Source organism: Sphaerospermopsis sp. FACHB-1194, from assembly GCF_014696235.1.
GTDB classification, from domain to species: domain Bacteria; phylum Cyanobacteriota; class Cyanobacteriia; order Cyanobacteriales; family Nostocaceae; genus Sphaerospermopsis; species Sphaerospermopsis kisseleviana.
In genome coordinates this window covers 71725-98016 of record NZ_JACJPU010000006.1, presented here as the reverse complement: position 1 = coordinate 98016, position 26292 = coordinate 71725, and the positions used below count along the sequence as shown (strand labels likewise).

The window sequence follows — 26292 nt, the reverse complement described above, 5'->3', positions numbered from 1 at the left end:
GCTGCTAGTCTGTACCCTATTCTACTATTAGCTTTTAATAGTTATTGTCAAGGTTGAATTGTGAAATATGTCAAATTCTCATCTTACTGATATTGCGGTTATTGGTGCGGGTATATCTGGTTTAGTTTGCGCCCAGCGGTTACGTCAAGCTGGTTATGGGGTTTTAGTGGTGGAAAAATCTCGTGGTGTGGGGGGAAGGGTTGCTACTCGGCGTTTACAGGGAACTTGGGCTGATCATGGTGCTTGTTATCTAAAACCTAAGGGTGAATTATTCAGTAAATTTGTGGATTTATTGCAAAATCGGCAAATTCTGAAAATCTGGACAGATATAGTTTATGAATTTTCCATCACTGAAGGTATATCTCAACCAGCAAACTGTAGTCCGCGTTATGTTGCACCAGAGGGAATGAGCAGTATTGCTAAATTTCTCACTCCTGGTTTAGAGATTTTATTTAATCAGCGTGTGATCAAGATTAATCTTACCAAAGAAAATGCTTGGTGTCTTACTTTAGACAATAATGAACAATTAAACGCCAAGGGTTTAATAGTTGCTATTCCTGCACCCCAAGCTGGAGATTTATTAGCGCCTTTGGGTAAAAGTTTATTGGGTGCTGATTTTTTCGATAGTTTGCATTCTGTTGAGTTTTACCCTTGTATTAGTGTCATGGCGGGATTTTCCCCCAACTCTCAACCCTTACCCCATTGGAAAGCTTTAACTTTTAATGATCATGCTGATTTAGCATGGATTGGATTCGATAGTAGCAAGCGTCCCCAATCACAACCACCGCATTTTGTGTTACAAAGTAGCGCCAAGTTCGCTCAACAACATCTAGAAACCCAAGATTTACAACCTGTTGGTAATGATATGTTGCAAAAAGCAGCAGAAAATTTAGCACTTCCCTGGTTAGAAAATCCTCAATGGATGCAAGTACATCGTTGGCGTTATGCTTTTCCTCGTACTCCTTTAGATATACCTTGTTTATCTGCCAATACTCCTTTACCTTTAGTTTGTTGTGGTGATTGGTGTGGCGGAAATTTGGTAGAAGGAGCAATGGTTTCGGGATTAGCTGCTGCTGCTGAAATTGATCAGCAACTGCAACATCTATTGATGGAAGATGTGGACTTTTTAAGATTTTTTTAATATGTAAATTACACTTTAATTTTTCCCTCAGAATATAATTCTGGGGAAAGACAAAATAAGCCCACAGACGGGGGCATAATTAGGAGCAGCTTCATATAGAAATAATATCAGAGGTAATGTAAATCTTATTGTGAGTTTAACTTTACTTTCAGGTTAAGCATAATTAACAAAATTTTTTGTAAATAAAGGTAAATAAAATTGATCCCTAATAGTTTATGCTGCGTTTTGTGTAGTTTTTCACCAAAATAGCGTAAATATGAAATAATTATATTTGTATAGCTCTAACATCGGTAATTAAGCAGTAGCTGGATTCCTATTTGAAAATAACATCTTTAAATAGGTATAAATTACAACTAAATATCATCAACTTTGAATCATCTGATATCTTGCCAAGATTAAATCTTGAATTGGGGGTGTCGGGTATGGTGTGGGAAAGGGTGATCACTGCTTATCATTACCAAATTGCTATTGAGATAAATGTTTTGTTGCACCAATCATTTATTTGCATGGAAAAGGAGATAAGAACAAATGAAAACCGTAGTTAAGTTAACACAGCAATCTGTTATTAGTGAAATTGAAAGTGTTTTGCATACATACCCCTACCAACCTTATCAACAGGTTTTTGCAGTTCCTGATTTACGTCAAGAGCTAATTTCTTTTGTAATTGATCGTCTTCCTGGTGTTGATAGTCGAGTTTCTGAGAGTCAAATATTATTAGCTGAAAATCCCAAAGAGAGTTTTTTCAATCACAAGTTATCCCGTAATCCTTTAGAACAAAAATTACATCTACAAAACTTGATTCACCAAGGGATTTTTTCAATCATGCAAGCAAAAGCAGAGTTTATTAGTCAACACCTTTGTGAAACAATTCAACCAGGTTTTCAACCTTCTAACTGGTTTGGTTGATTTCTGTTAATTCCTAGACAACTTTCGACTATCATCAGATCCCTGACTTTTTCCAGAAGTCTGGGATCTAACTATTTCTTTGATGGAATTGATGACAATATTGGGTTTTCAGACTTGATTTTGGTTGTCAGAATCAGGATGTCCAGGATTTAAGGATTTTCAGGATTTAAAAAAGTTGGGTTTTTTCAACCCAACCTACCGAATTTAATTTATAATGTAACTTGATTTTCTCTGGTGATTCTAATTAAAAATCTCAGTGCTTCATTAACTGATTCAGCAGTAGGAAAAATTTCTGCTACATCTGCATCTAGTTTGATGACTGTATTACCAAAACTTTTACGTTTTGCTCCCATCTTCCTAACTTTGAGACTTTTTAAATCATATTCGTCTCTTAATTCATCTTCCATTGTTTTAACCCTCTTGATAAGTTTTGAGTTCTTGTTTTAAGGAAATATTTTGTATATCTCGCTACGATGTGCAACTCGTTGACATAAAATAGTTTGAGTTTCTTGATTAAGAGTTAAACCGATTCTATAATCTCCTACTCTAATTTTATATTTATCTTTGTAACCTTTCATTTTACCAAGATAAGCTAATTCAAAGGGGTTTTCTATTTCTAATTCAGTAAAAACAATTGCTTCTATTCGAGATTGTATATCTTGAGGTAAAGAAGCTAATTCTTTTAGAAATTTTTTGGTGTATTCAACTTTCCACATTGTTATTTTTCAGTGAGTTTAAATATTGGATAGCTTCATTTTTAGAGAGAATTTCATCAGTTTCTACTTCTTCCATGAGTTTTGCTAATCCATAGTTTTCTAAGATTTCTTCTATTTGTTCAAATTCGGTAATAGGAATTTGTACCGCTATTGGTTTTTGATTTTGATCTAATACGTAGTTTTTATTGATTTGTAGCATTGATTTTACTCCTAAATCATTAGGTTGATTATAGCATATTGTCTGATAGCGTAGCGTGGCGTAGCCATATCAGGATGTCCAGGATTTAAGGATTTACAGGATGGGATTATTTTTTATATTAGTGTTAAGGTGCGTTAAATTAACGCACCATTATTTATCACCACCAAAAGTTAACGATAACTTTAAGTAACTCTTTGTAGATAAGAATATTGAGAATTTTCTAACACTTTTAGTATTTGCTGAAACTTTCTCAGAGTATAAGTTTGTTGCTTATATTCCTCTTTTGAGGGTAGAGTATCACCTTCACCTAATTTCTCTAGCATAGCTATACTTTCTTCAACAATTGCTTCTTTAAAAAAATCTATTAATCTTGTTCGATTACTGATTTTACCCTTATCCAAATCAACTACTTCAATATCATCTGCTTCTCCATCTTCTATATTGATTTTTTGTTTGCGGGATGTTCCTATTTCTGAAAAATCTGATTTAGCAAGTCTTTCAGAAAATTCAGGCTGGAAATCAATGGTAATGGGTAATTCACCATTTTTGCTGTAAAACTTAATGTCTAACATTATTCAAATTCCTCCGCTTCAGATTCTAAAAATTGTCTTTCTTCGATATTTTCAGCCCAAGCAATACCAGCTTGATCTAAAAGTTTTTTGGCATTATCTGAAATTCTACCTGTGGTTAATACTCCACTGACACAACCTTTGGATATAATTGCTTTTACATCCCCTGGATAAAGAGTTGTTTTTCGGGCTTTTATTTCAATATATTTCATAAGGTAATTATTGATTATACTCTTGTTGTATTTTCCGAATCATTTCTTGTACTCTCGGTTCATCTTCAGGATTAATCAATAATATATCTCCATTAGGATCATTACCAGTAGTTCTTTGACATTCAATTCCTTCTGCTTTCAGTTTTTTAATCAACCAGCCAATCATATTTTTATGAATGAGTAGTCTTTCCATCATCTTATCTTCATCAGTTTGATCAGTCATTACCAATTAGCTCCTTTTTGGTTGCTGCAAGATGTTCAGAAGTTGAAAACCCTTGTGAAAAGAGTTCTATGATTTTCTTTTCAATTAGACTTTGTTCCACATTTTTGCATAAAAAATCAATATAAATCTCTTTGTAAAAATTCTTTACATCCCCCGCAGTTAAATTTCTTTGTTGATAAAGATCATATAGCTGTTTTTTGATTTCTAGAGCAGGAGAATATTTAATTGTATCACCCAAAACTTCTAAATAATTGTTAAAAGAAGTTACATCCATTTGTGTCTGCATCTCTTTTTTTAAAGAGAATCGCCTCACAACTGCTGTATCAATTGACTGTGGAATATTGGTAATTCCAAAAATCAAAAGTTTGTTATCTTTACTAGGATGAAGTTTATCTAATTCTAGCATGAGAGTTGTCATAGCTCTTCTGATAGCATCATGTTCTTGAGTTCTACTTCTACTCATACAAAAAGTATCTAATTCATCTAATAATAAAAATACAGAAGAATCTTTTTTGCATTTACTTTTTAAATCATCAAAAATATCTCCTATATTACGTGAAGACTGACCTAAAGCTGGATCAAGCATCCGTCCTATATCAATATAATAAAAGTTAATCTCAGGGGTAACTTCTCGTTTTAACTTATCAAACAATGAATAACATAGCGTTGTTTTACCAGTATTAGGAACACCATAAAGTAAAACTGATGGTGTTAAATCATAGTAGCTAAAATTCTCAATTTGCTTTTGATCTGCTGTTAAACAGATTTTGCAGAAATTAAAAAGATACTCAAACAAATCATCTACTCCAAAAAGTTTCTGATGATTTATTTTATGTCTAATTTCAGCAGATGTTAACTGTATTAACCCATTACTCATTAGATTTACAAGTTAAAAATTTGATTTTGACAATAAAGTATTATACCTCGATTAACAAAAATTAATTGCCACATATCATAAAAATTTAATATTTCTTATATTTTTTTTTAAAAGCGTAGATAAAGATACATCTACCTTTTTATGATTTTAGGACTTACGCATTGACAGGATCAACCAAATATGGGGTATGGGTTTCGGGTACTTTAACATGATTTTTTGATGATTTTTGAGCGATAGCGAAGCACTGCTGCAAGCAGTTCGCTATTGATCGGAAGTTAATCGCCAAAAGCCTGAAACGACGGATTTTCGTTCATGCAGATGATGGTGAGTTTGTACAGTGCGTAAGTCCTAGATTTTTATATTAATTCTGATGTTAACAAGCTAGTCCAAAAATCCCAATTTTTACGTACAATTATTATACCAAAACTAATATAAGATTTGAATATATCTTTGCCGTTTTCCCATCCAGTTTTACAATCATGAACCAAACATAAACGCAAAGAAAATATTATTAACATAATCAGTAATCCAATTATGTAATAATAAAAATCTAAACCTATTATAATCAACGATGTAGAAAGCATAAAAAAGATAATAAAGAGTTTTAAAAAACAATTCCAAACAACTTTCATAATTACCTCACTTTAGTGTTTTACAAAAATTACAATCAATCATGTTTTTATTGGTTGTCAAGCAAGTTTTACTACTCACTTATATTGCTACCGCAGTTGATATTACTCATTAAAAATATTGTGTGTCACTATCATAACCTACATTATTAAAACCTAAGCCACAGCAAATTCTGTAAACTTCCGAGTTTCAGGATCATGAAAAGCTAAAACAATATCTTCCTTTGGTACACCTTCCCTTAATAACTCAGTTGCAATACCTTCTTCTGTCCAATCTTCCTCAATGTAAATTTTCTCATTTTTAATTCTCACATAAACAGTAATACCTCTAATTTTATGATCATTCTGCCAACCTGTTTGAAACCAAAGATATTGATCTCTTTGTTCATCAAATGCTAATATACTATCAACACCTTCAGGATTAGGTGTTTGTGATGCTAATTGTTCATATTCTGTGAGAATTTTCTTGATCACATTGCGATATAGATTTAATTTCTCCATTGAATTATTTCCTCCTTATTCAAATCAACAACTATTAATCTTAAACCATTTTCTTCTATAATAAACGAAATCGCTTTTTGTAAAAAGAAAGATTTATAAATACCACGACTTACTCCTAAATAAATTTTAGCTTCAGGAAGAATGACCTTTAATAAGGTACGATAAATAATATATTGCCCTAAAGCTGTTTCCAATTCACGCATGGGTGAACGACTGATAAAACTCTTCACTTCCACAATAATCTGTTGTCCATTGCGTTCAATTTCTAAAGTTCTATCAGCTAATAAGTCGGCAAATAATTGGATCTCCTCATATTTAATAGTATAAGGATCACGAATAATCATCCAACCATCTTTGATTAAGGCATTTTTAATTGCTTCATGGTAAGTATCCCTGGCTGACATAAAAGTTAAATTTAGTAAAATTTTTAATAATCTGATTATAAACTATAAACTGTTTATATCTGACAAATTCGTTTACCAGTAACTCCTGTAACAATTCTTTTACAATAAAATAAAGAAAACAAGACATAGCAGGAGAAAAGCTAAATCATGTTAGCAGAATATCAACAACATACCCAAGAACGCGCCCAATTAGGTATTCCCCCCCTTCCTTTAGACGCAAAACAAACATCAGAATTATGTGAATTACTCAAAAATCCACCTAAAGGCGAAGAAGAGGTATTATTAAATTTATTACGCGATCGCATACCCCCCGGAGTAGATCAAGCAGCTTACGTTAAAGCAGGTTTTCTCACAGCTATTGCAAAAGGAGAAATTACCAGTCCCCTAGTTTCTCCCCTAGAAGCAGTAGAATTACTAGGTACAATGGTAGGCGGTTATAACGTACAATCATTAATTGATTTACTCAGTTCCTCTGTAGCAGAAAGCGCCGCCACAGCATTAAGTAAAATTTTATTGGTTTATGATGCGTTTCATGATGTATTAGAACTAGCAAAAACCAACAAATACGCCAAAAAAGTGGTAGACTCTTGGGCAGCAGCAGAATGGTTTACTTCTCGTCCCACACTCCCCGAAGCTATCACCGTTACGGTTTTCAAAGTTCCTGGAGAAACTAACACCGATGACTTATCACCCGCAACCCACGCTACCACCCGTCCTGATATTCCCCTTCACGCTTTAGCAATGTTAGAAACCCGTCAACCGGGAAGTTTAGAAACCATTGCAGACTTGAAGAAAAAAGGACATCCTGTTGCTTACGTCGGTGATGTAGTCGGTACCGGTTCATCTCGTAAGTCTGCAATCAATTCTGTATTATGGCATTTAGGTAATGATATTCCCTTTGTTCCCAATAAACGAGCCGGAGGTTATATTTTAGGTGGGGCGATCGCACCTATCTTTTTTAACACAGCCGAAGATGCAGGTGCATTACCCATACAATGCGATGTTACCAAAATGGAAACCGGTGACGTAATCACAATTTACCCCTACAAAGGACAAATTACCAAAGCAGGAGAAGTGATTGCCACCTTCACCCTCAAACCTGACACCATTTTAGACGAAGTTCGCGCTGGTGGACGCATTCCCCTATTAATTGGACGTACCCTCACCGACAAAACCCGTCAAGCTTTGGGTTTAGAACCCAGCAAATTATTTATTCGTCCCCAACAACCAGCAGACACCGGAAAAGGCTTCTCATTGGCGCAAAAAATGGTCGGGAAGGCTTGTGGTTTACCCGGTGTACGTCCGGGGACATCTTGCGAACCAATTATGACTACAGTCGGTTCTCAGGACACTACAGGACCGATGACAAGAGACGAGTTAAAAGAACTTGCTTGTTTAGGTTTCAGTGCAGACTTAGTAATGCAGAGTTTCTGCCATACCGCAGCATATCCCAAACCAGTGGATATTAAAACCCATCAAGAATTACCAGACTTCATCTCCTCTCGTGGTGGTGTAGCTTTGCGTCCTGGTGATGGTATCATTCACTCCTGGTTAAACCGGATGTTATTACCGGATACAGTGGGAACAGGAGGAGATTCTCACACGCGCTTTCCTTTGGGTATATCCTTTCCTGCGGGTTCTGGGTTAGTTGCGTTTGCAGGTGCATTGGGTGTAATGCCTTTAGATATGCCAGAATCAGTTTTAGTGAGATTTAAAGGAGAATTGCAACCAGGAATAACTTTGAGAGATATTGTTAACGCTATTCCTTATGTTGCCATCCAAAAAGGATTATTAACCGTCGAGAAAAAGAACAAGAAAAATGTTTTTTCTGGACGGATCATGGAAATTGAAGGTTTACCCAATTTAAAAGTAGAACAAGCATTTGAATTAACAGATGCTTCCGCAGAACGTTCTTGTGCTGGATGTACAATTAAATTGAGTGAAGAAACCATTGCCGAATATTTGCGGTCAAATATTGCCCTGTTAAAAAATATGGTAGCACGGGGTTATTCTGATGCGCGAACCATCATGAGAAGAGTAGCAAAAATGGAAGCATGGTTAGCCAACCCTGTGTTATTATCAGCCGATGGAGATGCGGAATATGCAGAAATAATTGAAATTGATTTGAATGAAATCAAAGAACCAATTGTTGCTGCTCCCAATGACCCGGATAATGTTAAGTTATTATCGGAAGTTGCGAATGATCCAGTACAGGAAGTTTTCGTAGGTTCTTGTATGACAAATATCGGACATTATCGGGCAACTGCCAAGGTTTTAGAAGGTGCAGGAGAGGTAAAAGCGCGGTTATGGATCGCACCACCTACAAGAATGGATGAACACCAATTAAAGGTAGAAGGTGTGTATGATGTTTTCGTAGGTGCAAAAGCGAGAACTGAGATTCCTGGATGCAGTTTGTGTATGGGAAATCAGGCGAGAGTGGAAGATAATACTACTGTGTTTTCTACCTCTACTCGTAACTTCAATAATCGCATGGGAAATGGCGCACAAGTGTATTTAGGATCGGCAGAATTAGCGGCAGTTTGTGCGTTGTTGGGGCGTATTCCTAATGTGCAGGAATATTTGGATATTGTGGGTGAGAAAATCCATCCTTTTGCGGATAATTTGTATCGTTATTTGAATTTTGATCAAATTGTTGGTTTTGAGGATGAGGGTAGGGTAATTAGTAAGGAGGAACAGGCGGCTTTGGTGTAATTTAGGTTAGGGTGGGTCTTGATGGACTCACCTTGATTTTAAGACGTTGATATTCAATCATCAATTATTAAGATTTTTTACTCTAGCTAAATTCACCTATTTCAGTGGTAAAATGTAATTAATTCACTCAATCAAAAAACTCTAATTGTAAACATTAACAAAAATAAATTGTCAAATATGGTAACTCAAATAGAAATTACAGATCAACGCAAAGAAAATGCGGAACAAGAAATCCGTGAAAAAACAAAGCGTGTTGACTACAACACTTTAGAATACCCCATTGAGATAATTGTTCAAAAATATTTAGATGGAAAAGAGGAAGGTGAAAATGAAATTTTTATTCCAGATTATCAAAGAGAAATGTCTTGGGATGAAGATAAACAATCAAAATTTATAGAATCTCTAATGTTAGGCTTACCAATACCTTATATTTTTGTTGCGGATATATCAGGATCAGAGGATTTAGCCCGTTTAGAAATTATAGATGGTACGCAACGTATTCGTACTTTATCTAAGTTTATTAAAAACCAACTACAATTACAGAATCTTAAAAAATTACAACATCTGAATGGGTTTACTTTTCAAGATTTACCACTACCACGCCAACGACGTTTTAACAGAACTACTATTAGAATGATTCAATTAACAGAAGAAGCAGATGAAGAGATTAGAAGGGATCTTTTCGAGAGAATTAATACTGGAAGTCTTGAATTAAACGCAATGGAGAAACGTAGAGGAGGTCAACCAGGAAAGTGTCTTGATTTAATTGAAGAACTTTCAAAAAATCAACTGTTTAGAGATTTATGTTCCTTTACTGACACTGAAATTAACAAAAGAGATCCACAAGAATATGTATTACGTTTTTTTGCCTTTTTAAATAATTATCAAAATTATGGCAAGTTTGATAACAAAGTTCATGAATTTTTGGATGAATATTTAAAGCAGGAAAATAAATCTGATTTACAAAAAATAAATGATATGAGAAATGAATTTTATGTGATGTTAGAATTTATAGAAAAATATTGCTCCAATTCTTTACATATTTATCGAAAAACTAAGGACTGCTATGAACCTACAACTAGAATTAAGTTTGAATCTATTACAGTAGGTATTGCTTTGGCGTTAAGAGAAAATCCCAATTTAGTGCCAAAATCTACTGCTTTTTTAGATTCTGATGATTTTAAAAAATTAACTAAATCTGATGCTAGTAGTTCTCAAAATAAAGTCATTCGTCGTATTGAATATGTTCGTGATCAGCTTTTAGGTAATTCATGAAAAGTACATTATTTCAAAATTTTGATGAACGCGCCAAAGAAGTTAGTAAATATTTTTACTTCTTAAAAAACCTAGATCAAGGTTCAATTCAATTAAGTATGGGTAATTCTAACAATATCAAAACAAAACCAATAGATGATGATTTAGAAAAGACTCTTAAAGCGACAGGATATTTGTTACTCTACAACCTAGTAGAAGCTACAATGCGTAATGCAATTGAAACAATTTTTGATGAATTAAAAACTCAAAGAGTTTCTTTCGATGACGTGAGAGAAGAAATTAAAAAGATTGTTATTAATCATGTCAGGGATAAAGATATTCAATCAACAGATTCTCTTTTGATAAATCTTAGAAATATTTCGGTTGATATTGTATCAGTTACCTTTGATGCTCTGGTGAAGAAAGAAAATAAGAAAAGACTATTTTCAGGTAATGTAGATGCACAAGAAATAAGAAATACTGCCAAAATTTATGGTTTTTCATACCAAACTAATAAGAGCAAAACTAGAGATGGGATTGATCTACTGACAATTAAAACTAATAGAAATGATTTAGGACATGGTTTTAAGTCATTTGAGGAAGTTGGTAGAGATGCTACTGCTGATGAGTTATTGAAGATTCAAAAAAGAGTTATTTGTTATTTAAGAGAAATATTAAAAAATGTAGAAACTTATATATCAAATAAAGAGTATTTACAGATTAATGTGCAAAATAGTGAAAATAGTTAGGGTATATAAAGTCTCGCAGGATAAAAGTATACATTGCTTTTTGGAAATTATGGGATGCGATCGCCATTTTGGGTATGGTTCAGGTGCGTTAGCGTATCCCTGACGGGACTCGAAGAGATAGCTTACCGTAGGTATCGCTATTTTCAGGGATAATGAAAGAGCGATCGCTGTTTGATGTAGGTAGAATGAAGTGCGATCGCTATACCAAAACCTTGGAATCACTAAAAGCAGGTTTAATAAATTCCTCCTTATCCTCCAAACTAACATAACCCAAATTAGCAGCCATATCCATCAATTCAGTTAAAAACCGCCTTAATTCATCCACAACTTGCTGTTTATTCAACATCACTAATCTTTCCTCAGTTGAATAACCAACCTCCCTTAAATAACAACTAATTTCATTACCAACAGGTACAAATTTAATCATGATCCAATAACTTTCAACAAAGTCCAAACGAATAGTTTTACCCCTGTGTAAATCTCCTATGTGTTCAGCTAATCTCTCCTCTAATAACATACAAATATCTGGGTCAAAAAATACATTAAATTTTGTTTCCCCTATTTCTACAATCACTTTATGATCATATTCATAACAGAACATTCTTAACCCTAATTCAAAAGGCGATAATTCTCCTAAAGGATCGTCAGGAGGATCAGCAAAATTTTCTAAATTTCGTTCTGCTAATCTGATTTTAAATTGCTCAACTTTATTCATTATTATTACTCCTTAATTTTATTAATTTTATTAATTTTATTTAGGCTTTACTATCGGATAAGCATATTTAATTGTACCATCTGGATTTCTCCCAATTAGAGCATAAATTACGTTTTCTGTAACACTGCCATCAGTATGATATACTCTACCAATGGGACGATTAAATTTAATAGTATAATTTCCATAATACTTGGGAATTAACTTTTCCAATTTCAACCAATCTTGATCATTTAACCATTGTCCTTGATCTTGATTTTTACTAGATGCTCTACCCTGTAAATTACTAGGTTTTAACTTTGCACCATGATGACGGATAATATGATCATAAGCCTTAGTTGATTTGGGATTATCCCATTGCGGTTCGCTTCCTGTACCTCTCCACTCACAACCACTACCTACCTCGACTGTATCATCAATAATATCAGATTCAACAATCTACATATATTCTAGCTCATCAGACGACAACCTATTTAACCTCCTGACAAATCAAGACAAGGTGATCATAAACTAAAATTGTCTTCAGAAACTAATACCGCAGAAATACAATATTACCAGAATTAATTAAGGCGATCGCTGTTTGGTTATGGTTTGTGAGAGAGATAGCGAAGCTCACCATAGGTATCACTGTGTTCAGGGATAATGGAAGAGCGATCGCTGTTTAATATAAGTAGAATGAAGTGCGATCGCCTATTAAATAAATTAGTATAATTATATTAACTAGCCAAAATAACTACTTAACATACAGGGTAAAAATGCCAGCGAAAGATATCTACCACGATGTAGTTAAAAATGCTTTAATCAAAGATGGTTGGACAATTTTAGCTGATTCTTATACACTTGAATATGAAGATGATAACCTTTATGCTGATTTATTAGCAGAAAAAACTTTATTAGCAGAACAAAAAAACCGGAGAATTGTTGTTGAAATCAAAAGTTTTATCAATCCTTCACCAATGAATGATTTTCAAAATGCTTTAGGTTAATATCTTCTCTATCGTGACTTTCTCGAACTTTCTCACAAAGATTATGAACTTTATTTAGGAATAAAAAATTCAGTCTTTAATACTTTCTTTCAAAGGAAATCAATTCAAGCAGTAATTCAACGCCATCAAATGAATTTTATTGTTTTTAATGATAAAAAGGAGGAAATTGTATCATGGATAAAATCATAAAATACCGAGAATTAATCAAGAAAATCCTTACAGAATATGATCAATTAGTTAATCAATCACCTGATTATAATTCTGAAACCTGTTTAGTATTTGATGAAAACCATGATCATTATCTTTGGTTAACAGTTGATTGGAAAGAAGATAAAAGACTCAAATCAACTCATGTTCATGTAAGAATTAAAAACAATAAAATTTACATTGAAGAAGACTGGACAGAGGAAGGTATTGCAAATGAGTTATTAAGGGAAGGTGTACCAAAAGAAGATATTGTTTTAGCATTTCATGATCCTGAAACTCGGAAGTTTACAGAGTTTGCTGTGGCTTAATAATAACAGGCTTTTTTTGATATCATGTAGGTTAGGGTGGGTCTTGATAGACTCACCTGGACTTTATAAGTTATATTGTATGGGGAAGAGTCATTTTAAGAAAGCAATATCATCTTTGGAATCTCGTATTGCTGAACACCAAGAAAAAATTAGGCTAGAATTAGAGAAAGAATTTCCAGACACAGGTTTAATTAACCATTGGGAAAAGGAAATTATAGCTTTTGAACAAGGTATCAAACAAGCGTTAAAAAGGTTAGGTAAAAACTAATGAAACTCGCAAATCAAAAAATCAGCAGTGAAAATTCTACATTGAACCAGTTACTCCTGGAATTACAGGAAGAATGCCAAAATGTTCTTTCTTTAGTTAATCAATTACAACTTTCTGAGTTAAGCGATCGCCAAAAGGGTAAAATATTTTCAGAATTATTAGTAGCATCAATTCATTTACATTCCCATTGTGATGAAGATTGGCAAAATTTGATTTCTGATGAGTTGGAAACTTTAGCAGATGATTAGTTTATAAAATCTTATGGATATAAAGAGGTGAAAAAATGATAGAACTGCATCCTGAGTTTTTAACAAAAAATGGTCAAAAGCAATTTGCTGTTTTACCTTATGAGGAATTTTTGAAGATTGAGGAATTATTAGCATATTTGGAAAATATACAAGATGCTAATGAGAAAGATAATCTTTCAGTATGTTTAACAGAAGTATCATTAACAGAAATAAAAAATATTTTAATAGTTGACAAATTAAACCATTATCAAAATATAATCAAACAAATCCTCACTGAATATGAAAGAATTTCGGCACAAGTACCTGATCCTGATATAGATGAGGTGTTAATGTTTGATGATCAAAGAAGTCAATATCTTTGGTTTAATATTGGTTGGAAAAATCGTAAAAGAGTGAAAGCAATTTCGGTTTATGTGAGAATTAAAAATGAGAAGATTTATATTGAGGAAGATTGGACTGAGGAAGGAATAGCAACGGAGTTATTAAGGGAAGGTGTACCAAAAGAGGATATTGTTTTGGCTTTTCATGATCCTGAAACTCGGAAGTTTACAGAGTTTGCTATTGCTTAATACTTTCTCTTGATCCTAAATTTAATCTATAGGGAAACAAAAATGAACTTTTACACAGTTGTTCTCAGACAAAGTTCCGGTTATTGGGTGGGGTTGTGTTTAGAAAATGGTATTGTTGGACAGGGAGATACTCAAGAAGATGCAGTTAATAAATTAAAGGAAGCAATTGAATCTTTTGAAAATGTTTATAAATCAGAAGATAATGTTTATAAATCTCCTATTTCCATCAATGAATTACATGAATTTTTGTTAGTTGAGGAACAGGAAAAACAATCATAAATCTATGAATTGAGGAAGGGACTCACCTGAAATATATAGTAAAATACTGTGGAACAGGCATCTTGCCTGTTATCTACTTAGGTTCTTGCGTAGATTTTATGGTAATCGAAGATTGATAACAACAAAACCCTTACGGGGTAAAGGTCATAAACGATTATGCCCCAATATTTTCAATGAAATGCCGACACAATAAGGCTTTCAATGATTTTGAACTGGGTTCTCCATAAAAAGTACCGAAGAACCTCTACTTACAAGAATTAAACTTAATCATTTCACAGGTCTGATTTTCACATTTTCACAGGCTGGAAGCCTGTGCCACTTAACTTAATTAACTATAATTATGTGACTTTAGATATACTGTAAATATCATGAACAACATCATCTGAAAACTATGGAAATAGAAAAATCTAAACTTTTACCTGTGGAAAATAATCCAGAACTAGACATCAAAAAAAGATGTTTACCCCATTGGGAATTAGCGGGATCTGTTTATTTTGTCACTTTTAAAACTTGGGATAAGTTAGAATTAAATAATGAAGCAAGGCAAACAGTTTTAAACTGTTGTTTATTTTTTGATGCTAGTCAAAATCAAAATCAAAATCAAATTAGATATCGTACTTTTGCTTTAGCAATTATGCCAGATCATGTTCATTGGTTAATGCAGCCTTTATCTAAATCAGAAAATGAATATTGGTCTTTAAGCATTATTGTACATAGCATTAAAAGTTATAGTTCTAAGCAAATTCCCAAAGTTATGAAGCATATTGGCATTGTGTGGCAAGATGAAAGATATGATCGGATAATGAGAAATCATCAAGAGTTTGTGAATACTTGGAATTATATTCGGGAAAATCCGGTTAAAGCTAATTTAGTAGAAACTCCTGAAGATTATCGTTTTTTATGGGAGGAATTTTAGTTAAAATAATTTAATTTTGAATTGTGGAACAGGCATCCTGCCTGTTATCCACTAAAAAGAATTAAAAATACTTTATAGGCTTGATTTTTAAATTTTCACAGGGTTGATTTTTGGATTTTCACAGGGTTGATTTTAGCAGGTTCACAGGCTAGAAGCCTGTGCCACTATCTAAATTTATGAAGCCTCAAAAACTAACATTTTTTTGTCAAAATATTCTTTAAGTTTTACATAGTCTTCTGCTATGCTAAAAAAATCTTCCTTTTGTTCAACTTGTTTAGATTCTTTAAAAATAACTTCTTTTATAACCTCCCATATTGTTTCATTAACAAAGTAATGTTGTGATTTAGGGTGTAATAAAATTTCTGATTCACGTGTGAGTAATTTACTTACTTCGGGTATAGAGGCATTTATCATAACAGATTCAGTCTCTATATCTTCAGTAAATTTACTGTCTAGTGTTTCATCAATATTTTCGGTTTCTTCTTTCTCCAAAGTTTTCTTTAACTCTTGTAAAATATCATCATGTTTTCTATCTTTGGTAAACTCTTCAGTAAAAGATTTAAGTTTTGCAAAATGAAGAGATTGAGACATAAATATTAATTCCTATGCTTGTTTAATATATTCAACTAATTCAGGTAAACTATTGACTTTTTCCAGGGATTTTACAAGTCTATCAACTGAATCACAATCATAATATTGTATATCTATCTTGGGAAATTCTGTTTTCAGTTGTTCTAAAAGACTTTTGTTATTTTCATCTAACCGATTCACAGGAAATATATAACGAAAGCCGGTAGGTTGTCTTCTTTTTAAGACCTTCTTTAAGTCATTAATCCATTTTCTGAGACTACCTTGATTAATAGGACTATTTAAATTATCAGGAGAAGATTTACACTCGTAGATAAAATTTCCATCTTCAAAATATTTCGGCTTTTCTGCAAACATTGATGTTACCTGTTAAGTTGTTGGAATATAGTTTGTTTTGCATTGTCTAAAATATCAGACAACAAATTGAATAAATATTATTTAAGCTGACTTTCTCAGATCACGAAAATGAGCTTTAACAGTAAATTGATTACCTAATTTGCTAATTCTACTATGTTCTGAAATAGCTACTACTTTACCAGTTAACAATCCTTGAATTAAATCATCTGCCTTTGGTGACAAAGCAACAAAATCTGTAATTGGTTCAGTATCGCCTAAATTATCAACATAATCAACACCAGGCTTCATTTTAAATTGTTCCATTAAATCTTTCAAGAGAGATTTAAAAGATTTATCAATTTGCTGTCCTTTCTCAAAGGGGTTTAAACTTTTCCAATCTGGCAAAGATTCTAAAGCTTTGCTGAGAGCATTTTTAATAGAGTAATATCCAAAATTTGACATTAAATACCCCCTAGTAGATTTGATTAAATTAGATATGATAGAATCAGGTATATCACAGATGTAATTTATGTGTCAATATATTTATTGTAATTTTAAGTAGGATCGCATTCCTCCAACATCCCAAACCCCTTCTCTACGAGGGAAGGGGGAGGAAGATTTACTCCCCTCTCCTTGCAGGAGAGGGGTTGGGGGAGAGGTCAAGATCGCTGTTTGATGTAGGTAGGATGAGAGAGCGATCACGGTAGCTTACGGAAGGTATCGCTTTTTTCAGGGATCATGGAACTGCGTTAGCGGTAGCTTACCGAAGGTATCGCTGTTTAATATAAGTAGAATGAAGTGCGATCGCCTATTAAATAAATTAGTATAATTATATTAACTAGCCAAAATAACTACTTAACATACAGGGTAAAAATGCCAGCGAAAGACATCTACCACGATGTAGTTAAAAATGCTTTAATCAAAGATGGTTGGACAATTTTAGCTGATTCTTATACACTTGAATATGAAGATGATAACCTTTATGCTGATTTATTAGCAGAAAAAACTTTATTAGCAGAACAAAAAAACCGGAGAATTGTTGTTGAAATCAAAAGTTTTATCAATCCTTCACCAATGAATGATTTTCAAAATGCTTTAGGTTAATATCTTCTCTATCGTGACTTTCTCGAACTTTCTCACAAAGATTATGAACTTTATTTAGGAATAAAAAATTCAGTCTTTAATACTTTCTTTCAAAGGAAATCAATTCAAGCATTAATTCAACGCCATCAAATGAATTTTATTGTTTTTAATGATAAAAAGGAGGAAATTGTATCATGGATAAAATCATAAAATACCGAGAATTAATCAAGAAAATCCTTACAGAATATGATCAATTAGTTCATCAATCACCTGATTATAATTCTGAAACCTGTTTAGTATTTGATGAAAACCATGATCATTATCTTTGGTTAACAGTTGATTGGAAAGAAGATAAAAGACTCAAATCAACTCATGTTCATGTAAGAATTAAAAACAATAAAATTTACATTGAAGAAGACTGGACAGAGGAAGGTATTGCAAATGAATTATTAAGGGAAGGTGTACCAAAAGAAGATATTGTTTTAGCTTTTCATGATCCAGAAACTCGGAAGTTTACAGAGTTTGCTGTGGCTTAATAAAGGAAAACTTTGTTAGTATAATTTAGGTTAAGGTGGGTCTGTGATGAACTCACCTTAATGTTTTGAAAAAGGTTAAAATATGTGCAGTACCAAATAGAATTTAAACCCAAAGCGATTAAAGATTTACAGAAAATTTCTGTAAATGACAGAGAACGCATTATCAATAAAATTGAAGCAATGCAAGAAGATTTACAAGGAGATATGAAGCACTTAACAAATTTTACTCCAGAATATCGTTTAAGAGTTGGTGATTATCGAGTTTTGTTTGAATTAGAAGAACAAACTATAATCGTGTATAGGGTTAAGCATCGTAGTAAAGCTTATGAGTAATAGGAGTTAAAAAAATGATTGAATTACATCCTGAGTTTTTAATAAAAAATGGTGAAAAACAATTTGCTGTTTTACCTTATGAGGAATTTTTGAAGATTAAGGAATTGTTAGAAGATTTGGAAGATTTACGAGATTTGAGAGATGCTAAGGAAGAAGATAAAGATAGTGTTTCAATGTCTTTAGAAGATGTAAAAAGTATGTTGTTAATGTGAGCAAATTGCCGGTTTTGAGGATGAGGGTAGGGTAGTTAGTAAGGAGAAGCAGCTTTGGTATAATTTAGGTTAGGGTGGGTCTGGATAGACTCACCTTCAAAATCACAAAATGACACTTTACTAATAACGTAAAATAAGTTATTATGGATTTATATGCTTATTTATGAGGTAAGTACGAAAGTGAAGATTAAGTTAAATAACATACCCATAGATACAATTCTTTTAGAAGAATGCTTACAAATGCTATGTAAATTACCAGACGAAAGTGTAGATTTAGTTGTATCTTCACCTCCCTATAATTTAGGTAAAGAATATGAATCAAAACAAGCCCTGAACATTTATTTAGAAGAACAGACATTAGTATTAAAAGAATGTGCTAGGATTCTTAAAAAAACAGGTTCTTTATTTTGGCAAGTTGGAGCTTTTGCTGATAAAGGAATGTTGATTCCTTTGGATATTCGGTTTTTTCCTATTATTGAATCTTGTAATTTAATTCCTCGTAATCGTATTATATGGGCTAGACAGCATGGTCTACACGCACAAAAAAAATTTTCTTGTAGACATGAAACAATTCTCTGGTTTAGTAAATCTGATAATTATAAATTTAATTTAGATGCTATTAGAGTTCCCCAAAAATATCAAAACAAAAAACATTATCGTGGAAGTCGTAAGGGTGAACTTTCATGTCATCCAGATGGTAAAAATCCTGGTGATATTTGGCTTTTTCGTAATGTTAAACATAACCATGAAGAACAAACTATACACCCCTGTCAGTTTCCAGAAGACTTGGTAGCTAGAATTATATTAGCCACAACTGATAAAAATGATATTGTATTAGATCCTTACATGGGTACTGGTACTGTAGCAGTAGTAGCTAGAGATTATGAACGTCATTTTATCGGGACAGAGATTGAACCAAAATATCATGAAGTTGCTCTACGTCGTCTCAGTGGTAAACCAAATGAAAATGGATATTTCCCCAATTTAAAAACTCTCCGTGATTATGTGGAAAAAACTGGAGAACCTATTGAAAAATTTAGGTTTGATTTACAAATAGGAAATAGACCTTCAGAACGAAGCCAAGCTAAAATTTATCCTGAAGAATATCACTTACAAGAGATGGAAGATAGATTATTCTATGAAGAAGCTGCTTTTGCAGCAGTTCTGAGAAATGAACAAGTTCCTACAGATCCAAAATTGAATGGCAATACCAAAAAAAACAAGTTGCAAAATAAAACAAGTGAGCAAACAGAAAAAGTTGAACAAATCGAACTTCAATTATGGAGTCAATAAAGAATATTTAAAAATAAATCATCAAAATGACTAAATATATATTTGTATATTTATCATATCAACTGAAATATATACTGATTATTTTTCCGCCCTGGAATTATTTGGTATTGACGTTGATATTGTGTGACAATATTTCGAGCAGTAGTTTTTCCATATTCAGTCCAAATAGCTGATGTAATTGTATTTGTATTTTCAAATAAACCAACTACTCTAATCGGTATTTTAAACAATGCAATTTCATCGAGTGCTAGTAACTGTTTAACTGCTTGTTCGTAGTACAATGAACTATTAGCAGAAGGAAATACTTGAGATTTAGTGATAATAACTATTAATTTAATAGGGTTTCCTGCCAATAAAATTTGTTTCTGAAATAAAAATTCTACTCTTGCTGTGTTGTTAAGCAAAAATGGATAATTAGAAAACTGATTTTCAATTACTAATCCGGCTTTTGCCAGGTCAATTTCTTTACCAAAAAACTTATATTGATTGGGAATTGGTAATACATTCCACCCTGATTTATTGAGATAATTTGTAATATATAAATTTGTTCCTACGGGATCAAAAATAGGTTCTCCTTTTTTATTAGCTTGACTTGAAGCTTTAATATGTAAAGGCATTGCAGTCAATACAGTTTCAATCTCTTTCCACTCCGTATTGTAATGGTTATTAATAAGAGTATTAGCTGCATTAAAATCAGTAATTTGAATTAGAATAACTACCTTCCTTTAGTGTATGTGAGCAAATTTTCAATAAAAGTTAGAGGATCTATTTCTAGAACTTGAGCTAATTCTAAAAATTCAATTACGTCAAGACGACGTTCACCACGTTCATACTTAGATACATAAGATTGTGGACGTTTTAGTTTTGCTGACAACTCTGCTTGAGTAAGATTAGCAACTTTGCGAGCATCTATAAGCATCTTGCGAAACTGATTGTATTCGTCACTGAAAACTGATTTAGACACTTAATATTGATAATCTTGATTAAAGTCAGAACATATTGTTGAACTTTTTCCTATCTTAAAACCTAATCTGGGATAAACCCAAAACAGGTTTTTTGAAATAAGCGGAGAAATTTAAAATAGTAGTATCTTGTTGAATCGTTTTGCAATACAAAGTCTCCATTTTAGATATGATTCAGGTGCTTTAACGAAGCTCACCGTAGGTATCACTGTTTTTAGGGATAATGGAAGTGCGTTGGCGGTAGCTTACCGAAGGTATCGCTTTGTTTCTATTTTCAATTCACTAATATGGTATTTTGTCAAGATAATTTAGATGCGTTTCCCCTGATCCGGCAACTGAACTAAATACGGTACAGCAAATTACTCAGGAGCTTTTAAGAATTGATGAATTAATAAATAATTTAATGAGATAAAATGTAGAATATTCTTAGTTGAAAAAATCAAACAACATGAACTTTAAAGACATCAAATCTAGCAAACAAAAACTATTCACCATCATCAAATTTATCTCCATCCCCTTAATTACTGCGGGAATGGGATTAGAAATATGGAACATCGAAACAATCACAACTAGCCACCAATTACCAACTATATTAAATCCCGTTTTAATCCTTGCTCACATTGCCCTAGCAGCGCATTTTATTGAAGGAATCATCGCCGTTATTTATGCACCTGCTAAAAATCACAACCCCATCAAATATGCAGTTTATACATTTTTTGTAGGAACAGTTGGGTTATTAGAATTGTGGGAAAATCGTGATCCTTAAAATTTGAGTATAACCATTTAGGAAGATGCCAATAAATTAAGGTATCATCTAGCTTGGGAAAGTCGCATCATGCCAAAATGACCATGACTTATCCCTGTGCCATTTCCATACCCGAACCCCAACCCCTACCAAAACCCGAAGCACCCCCGCAACCAAACATTCCTCCTGCGTTCCCAGAACCAGTACCAGAACCCGTTCCCGGACCTATTCCCCAAACCATACCCCAACCCATACCGCAAACAGTACCCGGACCCATTCCCCAAACCATCCCGAAACCTGTTTGAATTATCCTATAATTGCAGTTCAACATCTAAAAATCTAAAATGCTAAGAGCCGGAATAGTCGGACTTCCCAACGTCGGAAAATCAACCTTATTTAACGCTGTAGTCGCTAACGCTAAAGCTGAAGCTGCTAACTTTCCTTTTTGTACCATTGAACCGAATGTTGGCATTGTCTCAGTACCAGATGACCGGTTAAATGTTCTCGCCAAACTTGCCAATTCTGAACAAATTATACCTGCGCGTGTGGAATTTGTGGATATTGCTGGTTTGGTAAAAGGTGCAAGTCAAGGTGAAGGTTTGGGAAATCAATTTTTATCCCACATCCGCGAAGTTGATGCCATAGTTCATGTGGTGCGTTGTTTTGAAAATGATGATATCATTCATGTTGCCGGTTCTGTGGACCCAGTGCGAGATATTGAAACTATTAATTTAGAACTGGGTTTATCAGATTTAGCGCAAATTGAAAGACGCATTGAACGCACTCGTAAACAAGCACGCACCAGTAAAGATGCACAATTTGAAATTACTGTTTTGGAAAAATTAGCAGCAGCTTTAAATGAAGGTAAATCAGTCCGTCAAGTAAGTTTAAATGAAGAAGAATCCGCCATTATTAAAGGGTTAGGACTACTGACAAATAAACCCATTATTTACGCTGCTAATGTTTCTGAAGATGACTTAGCAACGGGTAATGAATTTGTAGAAAAAGTCCGAGAAGTTGCATCTACAGAAAATGCTCAAGTTGTCATAGTTTCTGCTCAAGTGGAAGCAGAATTAGTAGAATTACCAGAGGAAGATAAAGCCGATTTTCTCGAATCTTTAGGTGTAAAAGAAGGCGGTTTAAAATCTTTAATTCGTGCTACTTATACTCTGTTAGGTTTGCGGACATATTTCACTTCTGGTCCTAAAGAAACCCGCGCTTGGACTATTAATGCTGGAATGTCTGCACCTCAAGCAGCAGGTGTGATTCACTCTGATTTTGAACGGGGTTTTATTCGTGCAGAAACCGTTGCTTATGATGATTTAGTCACTCATGGTTCAATGAATGCTGCAAAGGAAAAAGGTTTAGTGAGAAGTGAAGGAAAGGAATATATTGTTAAAGAAGGGGATGTAATGTTATTCCGATTTAATGTGTAGATAAAGAGGTGATAGGTGATAGGTGATAGGCGATAGGTGATAGATGAAATTCAGATCCCTGACTTCTCAAAATAGAATAATAAGAGAAGTCGGGGATCTCAATCTTCAAAATTAATAGGACTTACGCATTATCAATTATCAATTATCAATTATCAATTATTTTACGCGATACTTCCCCGTTTTCTGGCTTCTTTGTAAGAAATACCAACATTTTTTATACCAGCTTTAATCATTTCCCTTTCTAAAAGCGCAAAGAAATGATTTTTATCGCCACCTCTGACTACAGCTTGATTATGCGCTTCCGCAATTGCTACAGGATAACCGTATCCTTTTTGTACTTGTGCTAACATTAAGCCTAATGCTTGATCTAACATTTGAGAACTATTTGCTACCCAAGCAGGAAACTCGATCCGGGAAATTTCCGTACCTACGTGAACATAACAAAAATAAATTGTTTGTTCTTCATAAAGTTGTAAAATCCTGTTATTACTGCGCCATAAGGGTCCCCTTTGTCCTGGTTTTAGCTGGGTTGTCCATAAAGTCGTATCTCTCAGGTTTTCAAATTTTCTACATGGTACATGATCTAGTTGATCTGGGCAATAACTGATACAGTCAGGGACGGGGTAGGGACAAGCTAACAACCGTAAAAAGTTTGTAGATTCAAGATTACGGGCGGCGCTAAGATAACCAATGATGGGAATTTCGGCTTTTTGTAATTGTTGCCAAGCTGCTAAAATCGGGGGTAAAATGCGATCGCGTGCATCCATCGGTAATTGATCTAAAAACCAGTATATTAACGAACCATCCACCATTGCTAAAGCTGGAACTTCGGTTTTTACACTACAAGCTAATTCAGATAATACCGTAATTTCCGAAGCTGTACGGCGGTTACTCATCCATTCTTCGGTTCTTAAACCCCATTGACGAGCGATATATAAATCTTCTGGCTTATAAAATACTTCCGGTAAACTATCGAGAAGTGGGTGTTTATTTTGACCGTAATGTAAAACGACTCTGCCAATATTTAATAAGTAACAATAAGCAATTTCATGATGGTTAGGGGCAATTTGTGAACCATCGGTAGCGATGACAGTATGAACTTTAGGAGGAACAGGAATATCAATACAAGTTTCTAAAGGTTCGATGGGTGTAGCATTAGCAAAAAGAATGCGATCGCGCCATTTTTCTTGACGTTCCATTAACTCTTGTTGACATTTACAAGCTTGTTTTAAGTGTTCCTTCGCTAACTCTAAACGGCGGTTACTTTCAGCAACTTCTGCGGAAAGATGCTGACTTAAACCTTGCATTTGTCCCGCTAATTTTGTTAAATCAAGCATAATTGGTGATTGGTGATTGGTGATTGGTGATTGGTGATTGATGATTGGTGATTGATGATTGGTAAGATTTATTTTTACTCCTGACTTCTGAACTACTATTATCTTCTTACTGTCACCTGTCACCTGATAATTAATATTTACCAATTATTTACCAATGAGAAAAATCTTGAGAAAAATCAGAAAGTGAAATTACCCGAATACGAGAATCATTTTGTCCTGCTTCCCGTTCTGGTTGAGTATTATAACCCCAATCTGCTAAAAATAGTTGCACATCCTTTAAATCAGATTGCTGTTTAACTAACTCTAAGGTTTTGAGTCTATCTTCCACAAACCATAAATTTTCATATTTAATTTTTTCCTGTGAAATTAATTCTCGTAAAGTCTCGTATTTTGGGCGTTTTACTTCCTTACCGAAAATCGCTGTATCTGGTAAATTAACCCCTTCTTGTTGTAACAACTGCTTAACAAAACGCCCTTCTTTTGTGGTGACAATAAATAATTGTACTCCACTTGCAAGAGTTAATTTTAATCTTTCTATCACCCCTGGATAGAACTTATGCAAACTTAACCAACCCTCTAAATCTGTTGCTATCCATTCATCCCGTAAACCATCTAGTTTTTTCATGATTTCTTTAGCTTCTAGATGATCTGCTGTTAAAATTGCTGGGGTAATTTTTAACCAATCTTGTAAAATTTCCTCATCAGTAAAACCATTAATTAAAGCTTTAATTAAAACAGGCATTTCCCAACCAGTTTCAATTACAGGACGTAAACGATAAAATCTTTGAGCTAAATTTTCTGATGATGTCTTCTTACTAGAAGACCAAATTTGACAATAAGTACGCCAAGCTACTTCAAAATATTCAATTAGTCCATCGCAAATCACTCCATCAAAGTCTAAGGCTAAAATTGCGGGATGTTTGACTGTCATGGTTTTAAGGATGAAAACTGCTGTTTTCAGCTTACCTGAATTGGCAATAATTTTTTGTATCAGTTATCAACAGGGAACAGCTATCCGTCAGCTTGTTACATGAAAACTTTGTACCTCCTGCTAACTAGACCTAACGCCCATTTAACCAATCTTAATTAATCAAACTGCATTTGTTTTTTCTTCCGTTTTACCATAAGCTTCACCCCTACAACTTATGACAAATTAATACATTCTATTTTGGAGAGGTCTATTGACATACCCCCCACCTTAGAAGGGCAAGGCTTTCGACCCATTTTTTTAGTAAAATGGGTATATCCGTAATTAAAACCTTATGCCTACAACAGCTGATTTTCTCCAATACACCCAATGGTCAGGAATTGCTACCATAGCATTTGCAGTCCTGACAATTTTGGCTTTTATCCTCAAATGGGGTATACGCTTTCGGCTGGTGGGTACAACCGGCTTTATGATCGTGTTAACCGCAGGTTTATTTTCCCTGTCTTTAGTACCTCTGAGTCGGACAGTCATTCCCGGTGCTGTTAAATACACCCTAGTTTATGATAACGGTTCTAACCAGGCGGTAATTGCCACAACACCAGAAATTACCCCAGAAGAATTAGAAGCAACTTTACGCCAAGCTGCCAGTAATCTTTATTCCTATGGGCGCTTAGGTGCTGGCGGAAACAACCAACTGACAATTCGCGCCCGTACCATTATCCACCCAGAACCAGGAATATCTATACCAGTTTACTTGGGTAAGGTAGAACGAACTTTGGTAACTCGTGCAGATCCTGAAATGTCCGTAGAAGTTTACTTAGATAAATTTGCACAATTGCCAGAAGCTAAAGCTTAAAATGGTGATTGGTGATTGGTGATTAGGTGTGATCCTGACTGCACCCGCCTTTCACCAAACCA

At 33.9% G+C, this 26292-nt stretch carries 36 protein-coding genes and 2 pseudogenes; 21 read left to right on the top strand and 17 right to left on the bottom strand.

Features of this window, described 5'->3' with window-relative positions; genetic code table 11:
• The first annotated feature begins 67 nt into the window (after positions 1 to 67).
• Positions 68 to 1141, top strand: a complete 1074-nt coding sequence (locus H6F45_RS05660) for an FAD-dependent oxidoreductase (protein ID WP_137666296.1) — start codon at positions 68 to 70, stop codon at positions 1139 to 1141.
• Between the two features lie 528 nt (positions 1142 to 1669).
• Entirely contained in the window at positions 1670 to 2047 is a 378-nt protein-coding gene (locus tag H6F45_RS05655) for a hypothetical protein (protein ID WP_190346702.1), read from the top strand.
• Between the two features lie 209 nt (positions 2048 to 2256).
• Here the strand turns inward: H6F45_RS05655 and H6F45_RS05650 are convergent, their stop codons facing one another.
• The 9 genes from H6F45_RS05650 to H6F45_RS05610 form a co-directional block, all read right to left on the bottom strand.
• A complete protein-coding gene (locus H6F45_RS05650) occupies positions 2257 to 2454 on the bottom strand; it encodes a hypothetical protein (protein ID WP_190346701.1) in 198 nt (65 codons plus the stop codon).
• A gap of 36 nt (positions 2455 to 2490) precedes the next feature.
• Positions 2491 to 2763, bottom strand: coding sequence for a type II toxin-antitoxin system RelE/ParE family toxin (locus H6F45_RS05645; protein WP_190346700.1), 273 nt, complete (start codon positions 2761 to 2763; stop codon positions 2491 to 2493).
• The gene (locus H6F45_RS05640) at positions 2750 to 2962 is read right to left on the bottom strand and encodes a hypothetical protein (protein WP_190346699.1); all 213 of its coding nucleotides are present in this window, start codon (positions 2960 to 2962) and stop codon (positions 2750 to 2752) included. Before H6F45_RS05640 ends, H6F45_RS05645 begins: the two co-directional genes overlap by 14 nt.
• A 182-nt stretch (positions 2963 to 3144) precedes the next feature.
• Positions 3145 to 3534: a hypothetical protein gene (locus H6F45_RS05635; protein ID WP_190346698.1), complete on the bottom strand. Its 390-nt coding sequence runs from the start codon at positions 3532 to 3534 to the stop codon at positions 3145 to 3147.
• Entirely contained in the window at positions 3534 to 3743 is a 210-nt protein-coding gene (locus H6F45_RS05630) for a hypothetical protein (protein WP_168359197.1), read from the bottom strand. The genes H6F45_RS05635 and H6F45_RS05630 overlap by 1 nt, the downstream gene beginning before the upstream one ends.
• Positions 3744 to 3750: 7 nt before the next feature.
• On the bottom strand, positions 3751 to 3966 hold the full coding sequence (locus tag H6F45_RS05625; RefSeq protein WP_137666302.1) for a hypothetical protein: 216 nt from the start codon (positions 3964 to 3966) through the stop codon (positions 3751 to 3753).
• The gene (locus H6F45_RS05620; RefSeq protein ID WP_137666303.1) at positions 3959 to 4843 is read right to left on the bottom strand and encodes an ATP-binding protein; all 885 of its coding nucleotides are present in this window, start codon (positions 4841 to 4843) and stop codon (positions 3959 to 3961) included. The genes H6F45_RS05625 and H6F45_RS05620 overlap by 8 nt, the downstream gene beginning before the upstream one ends.
• 785 nt (positions 4844 to 5628) lie before the next feature.
• Positions 5629 to 5973: a XisI protein gene (locus H6F45_RS05615; RefSeq protein WP_137666304.1), complete on the bottom strand. Its 345-nt coding sequence runs from the start codon at positions 5971 to 5973 to the stop codon at positions 5629 to 5631.
• Entirely contained in the window at positions 5961 to 6377 is a 417-nt protein-coding gene (locus H6F45_RS05610; RefSeq protein WP_137666305.1) for a XisH family protein, read from the bottom strand. Before H6F45_RS05610 ends, H6F45_RS05615 begins: the two co-directional genes overlap by 13 nt.
• A gap of 147 nt (positions 6378 to 6524) precedes the next feature.
• Between H6F45_RS05610 and acnB the strand changes: the two genes are divergently transcribed.
• From acnB to H6F45_RS05595, 3 genes are all read left to right on the top strand, one after another.
• Complete coding sequence (gene acnB / locus H6F45_RS05605; RefSeq protein WP_190346697.1) at positions 6525 to 9089, top strand: bifunctional aconitate hydratase 2/2-methylisocitrate dehydratase; 2565 nt, start codon at positions 6525 to 6527, stop codon at positions 9087 to 9089.
• A 177-nt stretch (positions 9090 to 9266) separates the two neighbouring features.
• Positions 9267 to 10364 carry a DUF262 domain-containing protein gene (locus tag H6F45_RS05600; protein ID WP_190346696.1) on the top strand — a complete coding sequence of 366 codons (1098 nt, stop codon included), beginning with the start codon at positions 9267 to 9269 and terminating at the stop codon, positions 10362 to 10364.
• The gene (locus H6F45_RS05595) at positions 10361 to 11092 is read left to right on the top strand and encodes an MAE_28990/MAE_18760 family HEPN-like nuclease (protein ID WP_190346695.1); all 732 of its coding nucleotides are present in this window, start codon (positions 10361 to 10363) and stop codon (positions 11090 to 11092) included. The genes H6F45_RS05600 and H6F45_RS05595 overlap by 4 nt, the downstream gene beginning before the upstream one ends.
• Before the next feature lie 199 nt (positions 11093 to 11291).
• Here the strand turns inward: H6F45_RS05595 and H6F45_RS05590 are convergent, their stop codons facing one another.
• Positions 11292 to 11807, bottom strand: coding sequence for a hypothetical protein (locus tag H6F45_RS05590; protein ID WP_137669227.1), 516 nt, complete (start codon positions 11805 to 11807; stop codon positions 11292 to 11294).
• 752 nt (positions 11808 to 12559) lie between these two features.
• Here H6F45_RS05590 and H6F45_RS05585 point away from each other — a divergent pair.
• The 7 genes and pseudogenes from H6F45_RS05585 (at position 12560) to H6F45_RS05555 (ending at position 15585) form a co-directional block, all read left to right on the top strand.
• Positions 12560 to 12979, top strand: a pseudogene (locus H6F45_RS05585) (XisH family protein).
• A complete protein-coding gene (locus tag H6F45_RS05580; protein ID WP_137669229.1) occupies positions 12964 to 13305 on the top strand; it encodes a XisI protein in 342 nt (113 codons plus the stop codon). Before H6F45_RS05585 ends, H6F45_RS05580 begins: the two are co-directional and overlap by 16 nt.
• Positions 13306 to 13420: 115 nt before the next feature.
• Positions 13421 to 13573, top strand: coding sequence for a hypothetical protein (locus tag H6F45_RS05575; RefSeq protein ID WP_242052558.1), 153 nt, complete (start codon positions 13421 to 13423; stop codon positions 13571 to 13573).
• Positions 13573 to 13821 (top strand): hypothetical protein, encoded by a 249-nt coding sequence (locus H6F45_RS05570; protein WP_190346693.1) that lies wholly within the window; start codon positions 13573 to 13575, stop codon positions 13819 to 13821. Before H6F45_RS05575 ends, H6F45_RS05570 begins: the two co-directional genes overlap by 1 nt.
• A gap of 224 nt (positions 13822 to 14045) precedes the next feature.
• On the top strand, positions 14046 to 14390 hold the full coding sequence (locus tag H6F45_RS05565) for a XisI protein (RefSeq protein WP_347237708.1): 345 nt from the start codon (positions 14046 to 14048) through the stop codon (positions 14388 to 14390).
• A 42-nt stretch (positions 14391 to 14432) separates the two neighbouring features.
• Positions 14433 to 14669 carry a type II toxin-antitoxin system HicB family antitoxin gene (locus H6F45_RS05560; protein ID WP_190346692.1) on the top strand — a complete coding sequence of 79 codons (237 nt, stop codon included), beginning with the start codon at positions 14433 to 14435 and terminating at the stop codon, positions 14667 to 14669.
• A gap of 391 nt (positions 14670 to 15060) precedes the next feature.
• On the top strand, positions 15061 to 15585 hold the full coding sequence (locus tag H6F45_RS05555; protein WP_096571739.1) for a transposase: 525 nt from the start codon (positions 15061 to 15063) through the stop codon (positions 15583 to 15585).
• A gap of 174 nt (positions 15586 to 15759) precedes the next feature.
• Here the strand turns inward: H6F45_RS05555 and H6F45_RS05550 are convergent, their stop codons facing one another.
• From H6F45_RS05550 to H6F45_RS05540, 3 genes are all read right to left on the bottom strand, one after another.
• Positions 15760 to 16176, bottom strand: a complete 417-nt coding sequence (locus H6F45_RS05550; protein ID WP_096571740.1) for a hypothetical protein — start codon at positions 16174 to 16176, stop codon at positions 15760 to 15762.
• A gap of 12 nt (positions 16177 to 16188) precedes the next feature.
• The gene (locus H6F45_RS05545; RefSeq protein WP_096571741.1) at positions 16189 to 16530 is read right to left on the bottom strand and encodes a hypothetical protein; all 342 of its coding nucleotides are present in this window, start codon (positions 16528 to 16530) and stop codon (positions 16189 to 16191) included.
• A gap of 81 nt (positions 16531 to 16611) precedes the next feature.
• Complete coding sequence (locus tag H6F45_RS05540; RefSeq protein ID WP_096571742.1) at positions 16612 to 16971, bottom strand: hypothetical protein; 360 nt, start codon at positions 16969 to 16971, stop codon at positions 16612 to 16614.
• 411 nt (positions 16972 to 17382) lie between these two features.
• Between H6F45_RS05540 and H6F45_RS05535 the strand changes: the two are divergent.
• From H6F45_RS05535 to H6F45_RS05515, 5 genes and pseudogenes are all read left to right on the top strand, one after another.
• Positions 17383 to 17802, top strand: a pseudogene (locus tag H6F45_RS05535) (XisH family protein).
• Positions 17787 to 18128, top strand: a complete 342-nt coding sequence (locus tag H6F45_RS05530; protein ID WP_096571743.1) for a XisI protein — start codon at positions 17787 to 17789, stop codon at positions 18126 to 18128. The pseudogene H6F45_RS05535 and the gene H6F45_RS05530 overlap by 16 nt, the downstream one beginning before the upstream one ends.
• 84 nt (positions 18129 to 18212) lie before the next feature.
• Positions 18213 to 18461, top strand: coding sequence for a type II toxin-antitoxin system RelE/ParE family toxin (locus tag H6F45_RS05525; RefSeq protein ID WP_190346691.1), 249 nt, complete (start codon positions 18213 to 18215; stop codon positions 18459 to 18461).
• A 14-nt stretch (positions 18462 to 18475) separates the two neighbouring features.
• Positions 18476 to 18673 (top strand): prevent-host-death family protein, encoded by a 198-nt coding sequence (locus H6F45_RS05520; protein ID WP_096571745.1) that lies wholly within the window; start codon positions 18476 to 18478, stop codon positions 18671 to 18673.
• A gap of 180 nt (positions 18674 to 18853) precedes the next feature.
• A complete protein-coding gene (locus tag H6F45_RS05515) occupies positions 18854 to 19966 on the top strand; it encodes a site-specific DNA-methyltransferase (protein WP_201277676.1) in 1113 nt (370 codons plus the stop codon).
• A 53-nt stretch (positions 19967 to 20019) separates the two neighbouring features.
• On the opposite strand, the gene H6F45_RS05510 is transcribed toward H6F45_RS05515, so the two are convergent.
• Together H6F45_RS05510 and H6F45_RS05505 are read right to left on the bottom strand one after the other, a co-directional pair.
• Positions 20020 to 20583, bottom strand: coding sequence for a restriction endonuclease (locus H6F45_RS05510; RefSeq protein ID WP_096571747.1), 564 nt, complete (start codon positions 20581 to 20583; stop codon positions 20020 to 20022).
• 98 nt (positions 20584 to 20681) lie between these two features.
• Positions 20682 to 20930 carry a helix-turn-helix transcriptional regulator gene (locus tag H6F45_RS05505; RefSeq protein ID WP_347237707.1) on the bottom strand — a complete coding sequence of 83 codons (249 nt, stop codon included), beginning with the start codon at positions 20928 to 20930 and terminating at the stop codon, positions 20682 to 20684.
• 446 nt (positions 20931 to 21376) lie between these two features.
• Here H6F45_RS05505 and H6F45_RS05500 point away from each other — a divergent pair, with 446 nt between their 5' ends.
• From H6F45_RS05500 to ychF, 3 genes are all read left to right on the top strand, one after another.
• Positions 21377 to 21694 carry a hypothetical protein gene (locus H6F45_RS05500; protein WP_190346689.1) on the top strand — a complete coding sequence of 106 codons (318 nt, stop codon included), beginning with the start codon at positions 21377 to 21379 and terminating at the stop codon, positions 21692 to 21694.
• Between the two features lie 83 nt (positions 21695 to 21777).
• A complete protein-coding gene (locus tag H6F45_RS05495; protein ID WP_190346727.1) occupies positions 21778 to 21978 on the top strand; it encodes a hypothetical protein in 201 nt (66 codons plus the stop codon).
• Between the two features lie 39 nt (positions 21979 to 22017).
• Entirely contained in the window at positions 22018 to 23109 is a 1092-nt protein-coding gene (gene ychF, locus H6F45_RS05490; protein ID WP_096571751.1) for a redox-regulated ATPase YchF, read from the top strand.
• A 161-nt stretch (positions 23110 to 23270) separates the two neighbouring features.
• Here ychF and H6F45_RS05485 read toward each other — a convergent pair whose 3' ends face one another.
• Positions 23271 to 24446, bottom strand: a complete 1176-nt coding sequence (locus H6F45_RS05485) for a DNA double-strand break repair nuclease NurA (RefSeq protein WP_096571752.1) — start codon at positions 24444 to 24446, stop codon at positions 23271 to 23273.
• 148 nt (positions 24447 to 24594) lie between these two features.
• Positions 24595 to 25377, bottom strand: a complete 783-nt coding sequence (locus H6F45_RS05480) for an HAD hydrolase-like protein (protein WP_137666010.1) — start codon at positions 25375 to 25377, stop codon at positions 24595 to 24597.
• Between the two features lie 331 nt (positions 25378 to 25708).
• Between H6F45_RS05480 and H6F45_RS05475 the strand changes: the two genes are divergently transcribed.
• Complete coding sequence (locus H6F45_RS05475) at positions 25709 to 26230, top strand: Ycf51 family protein (protein WP_096571754.1); 522 nt, start codon at positions 25709 to 25711, stop codon at positions 26228 to 26230.
• The last annotated feature ends 62 nt before the right edge of the window (positions 26231 to 26292 follow it).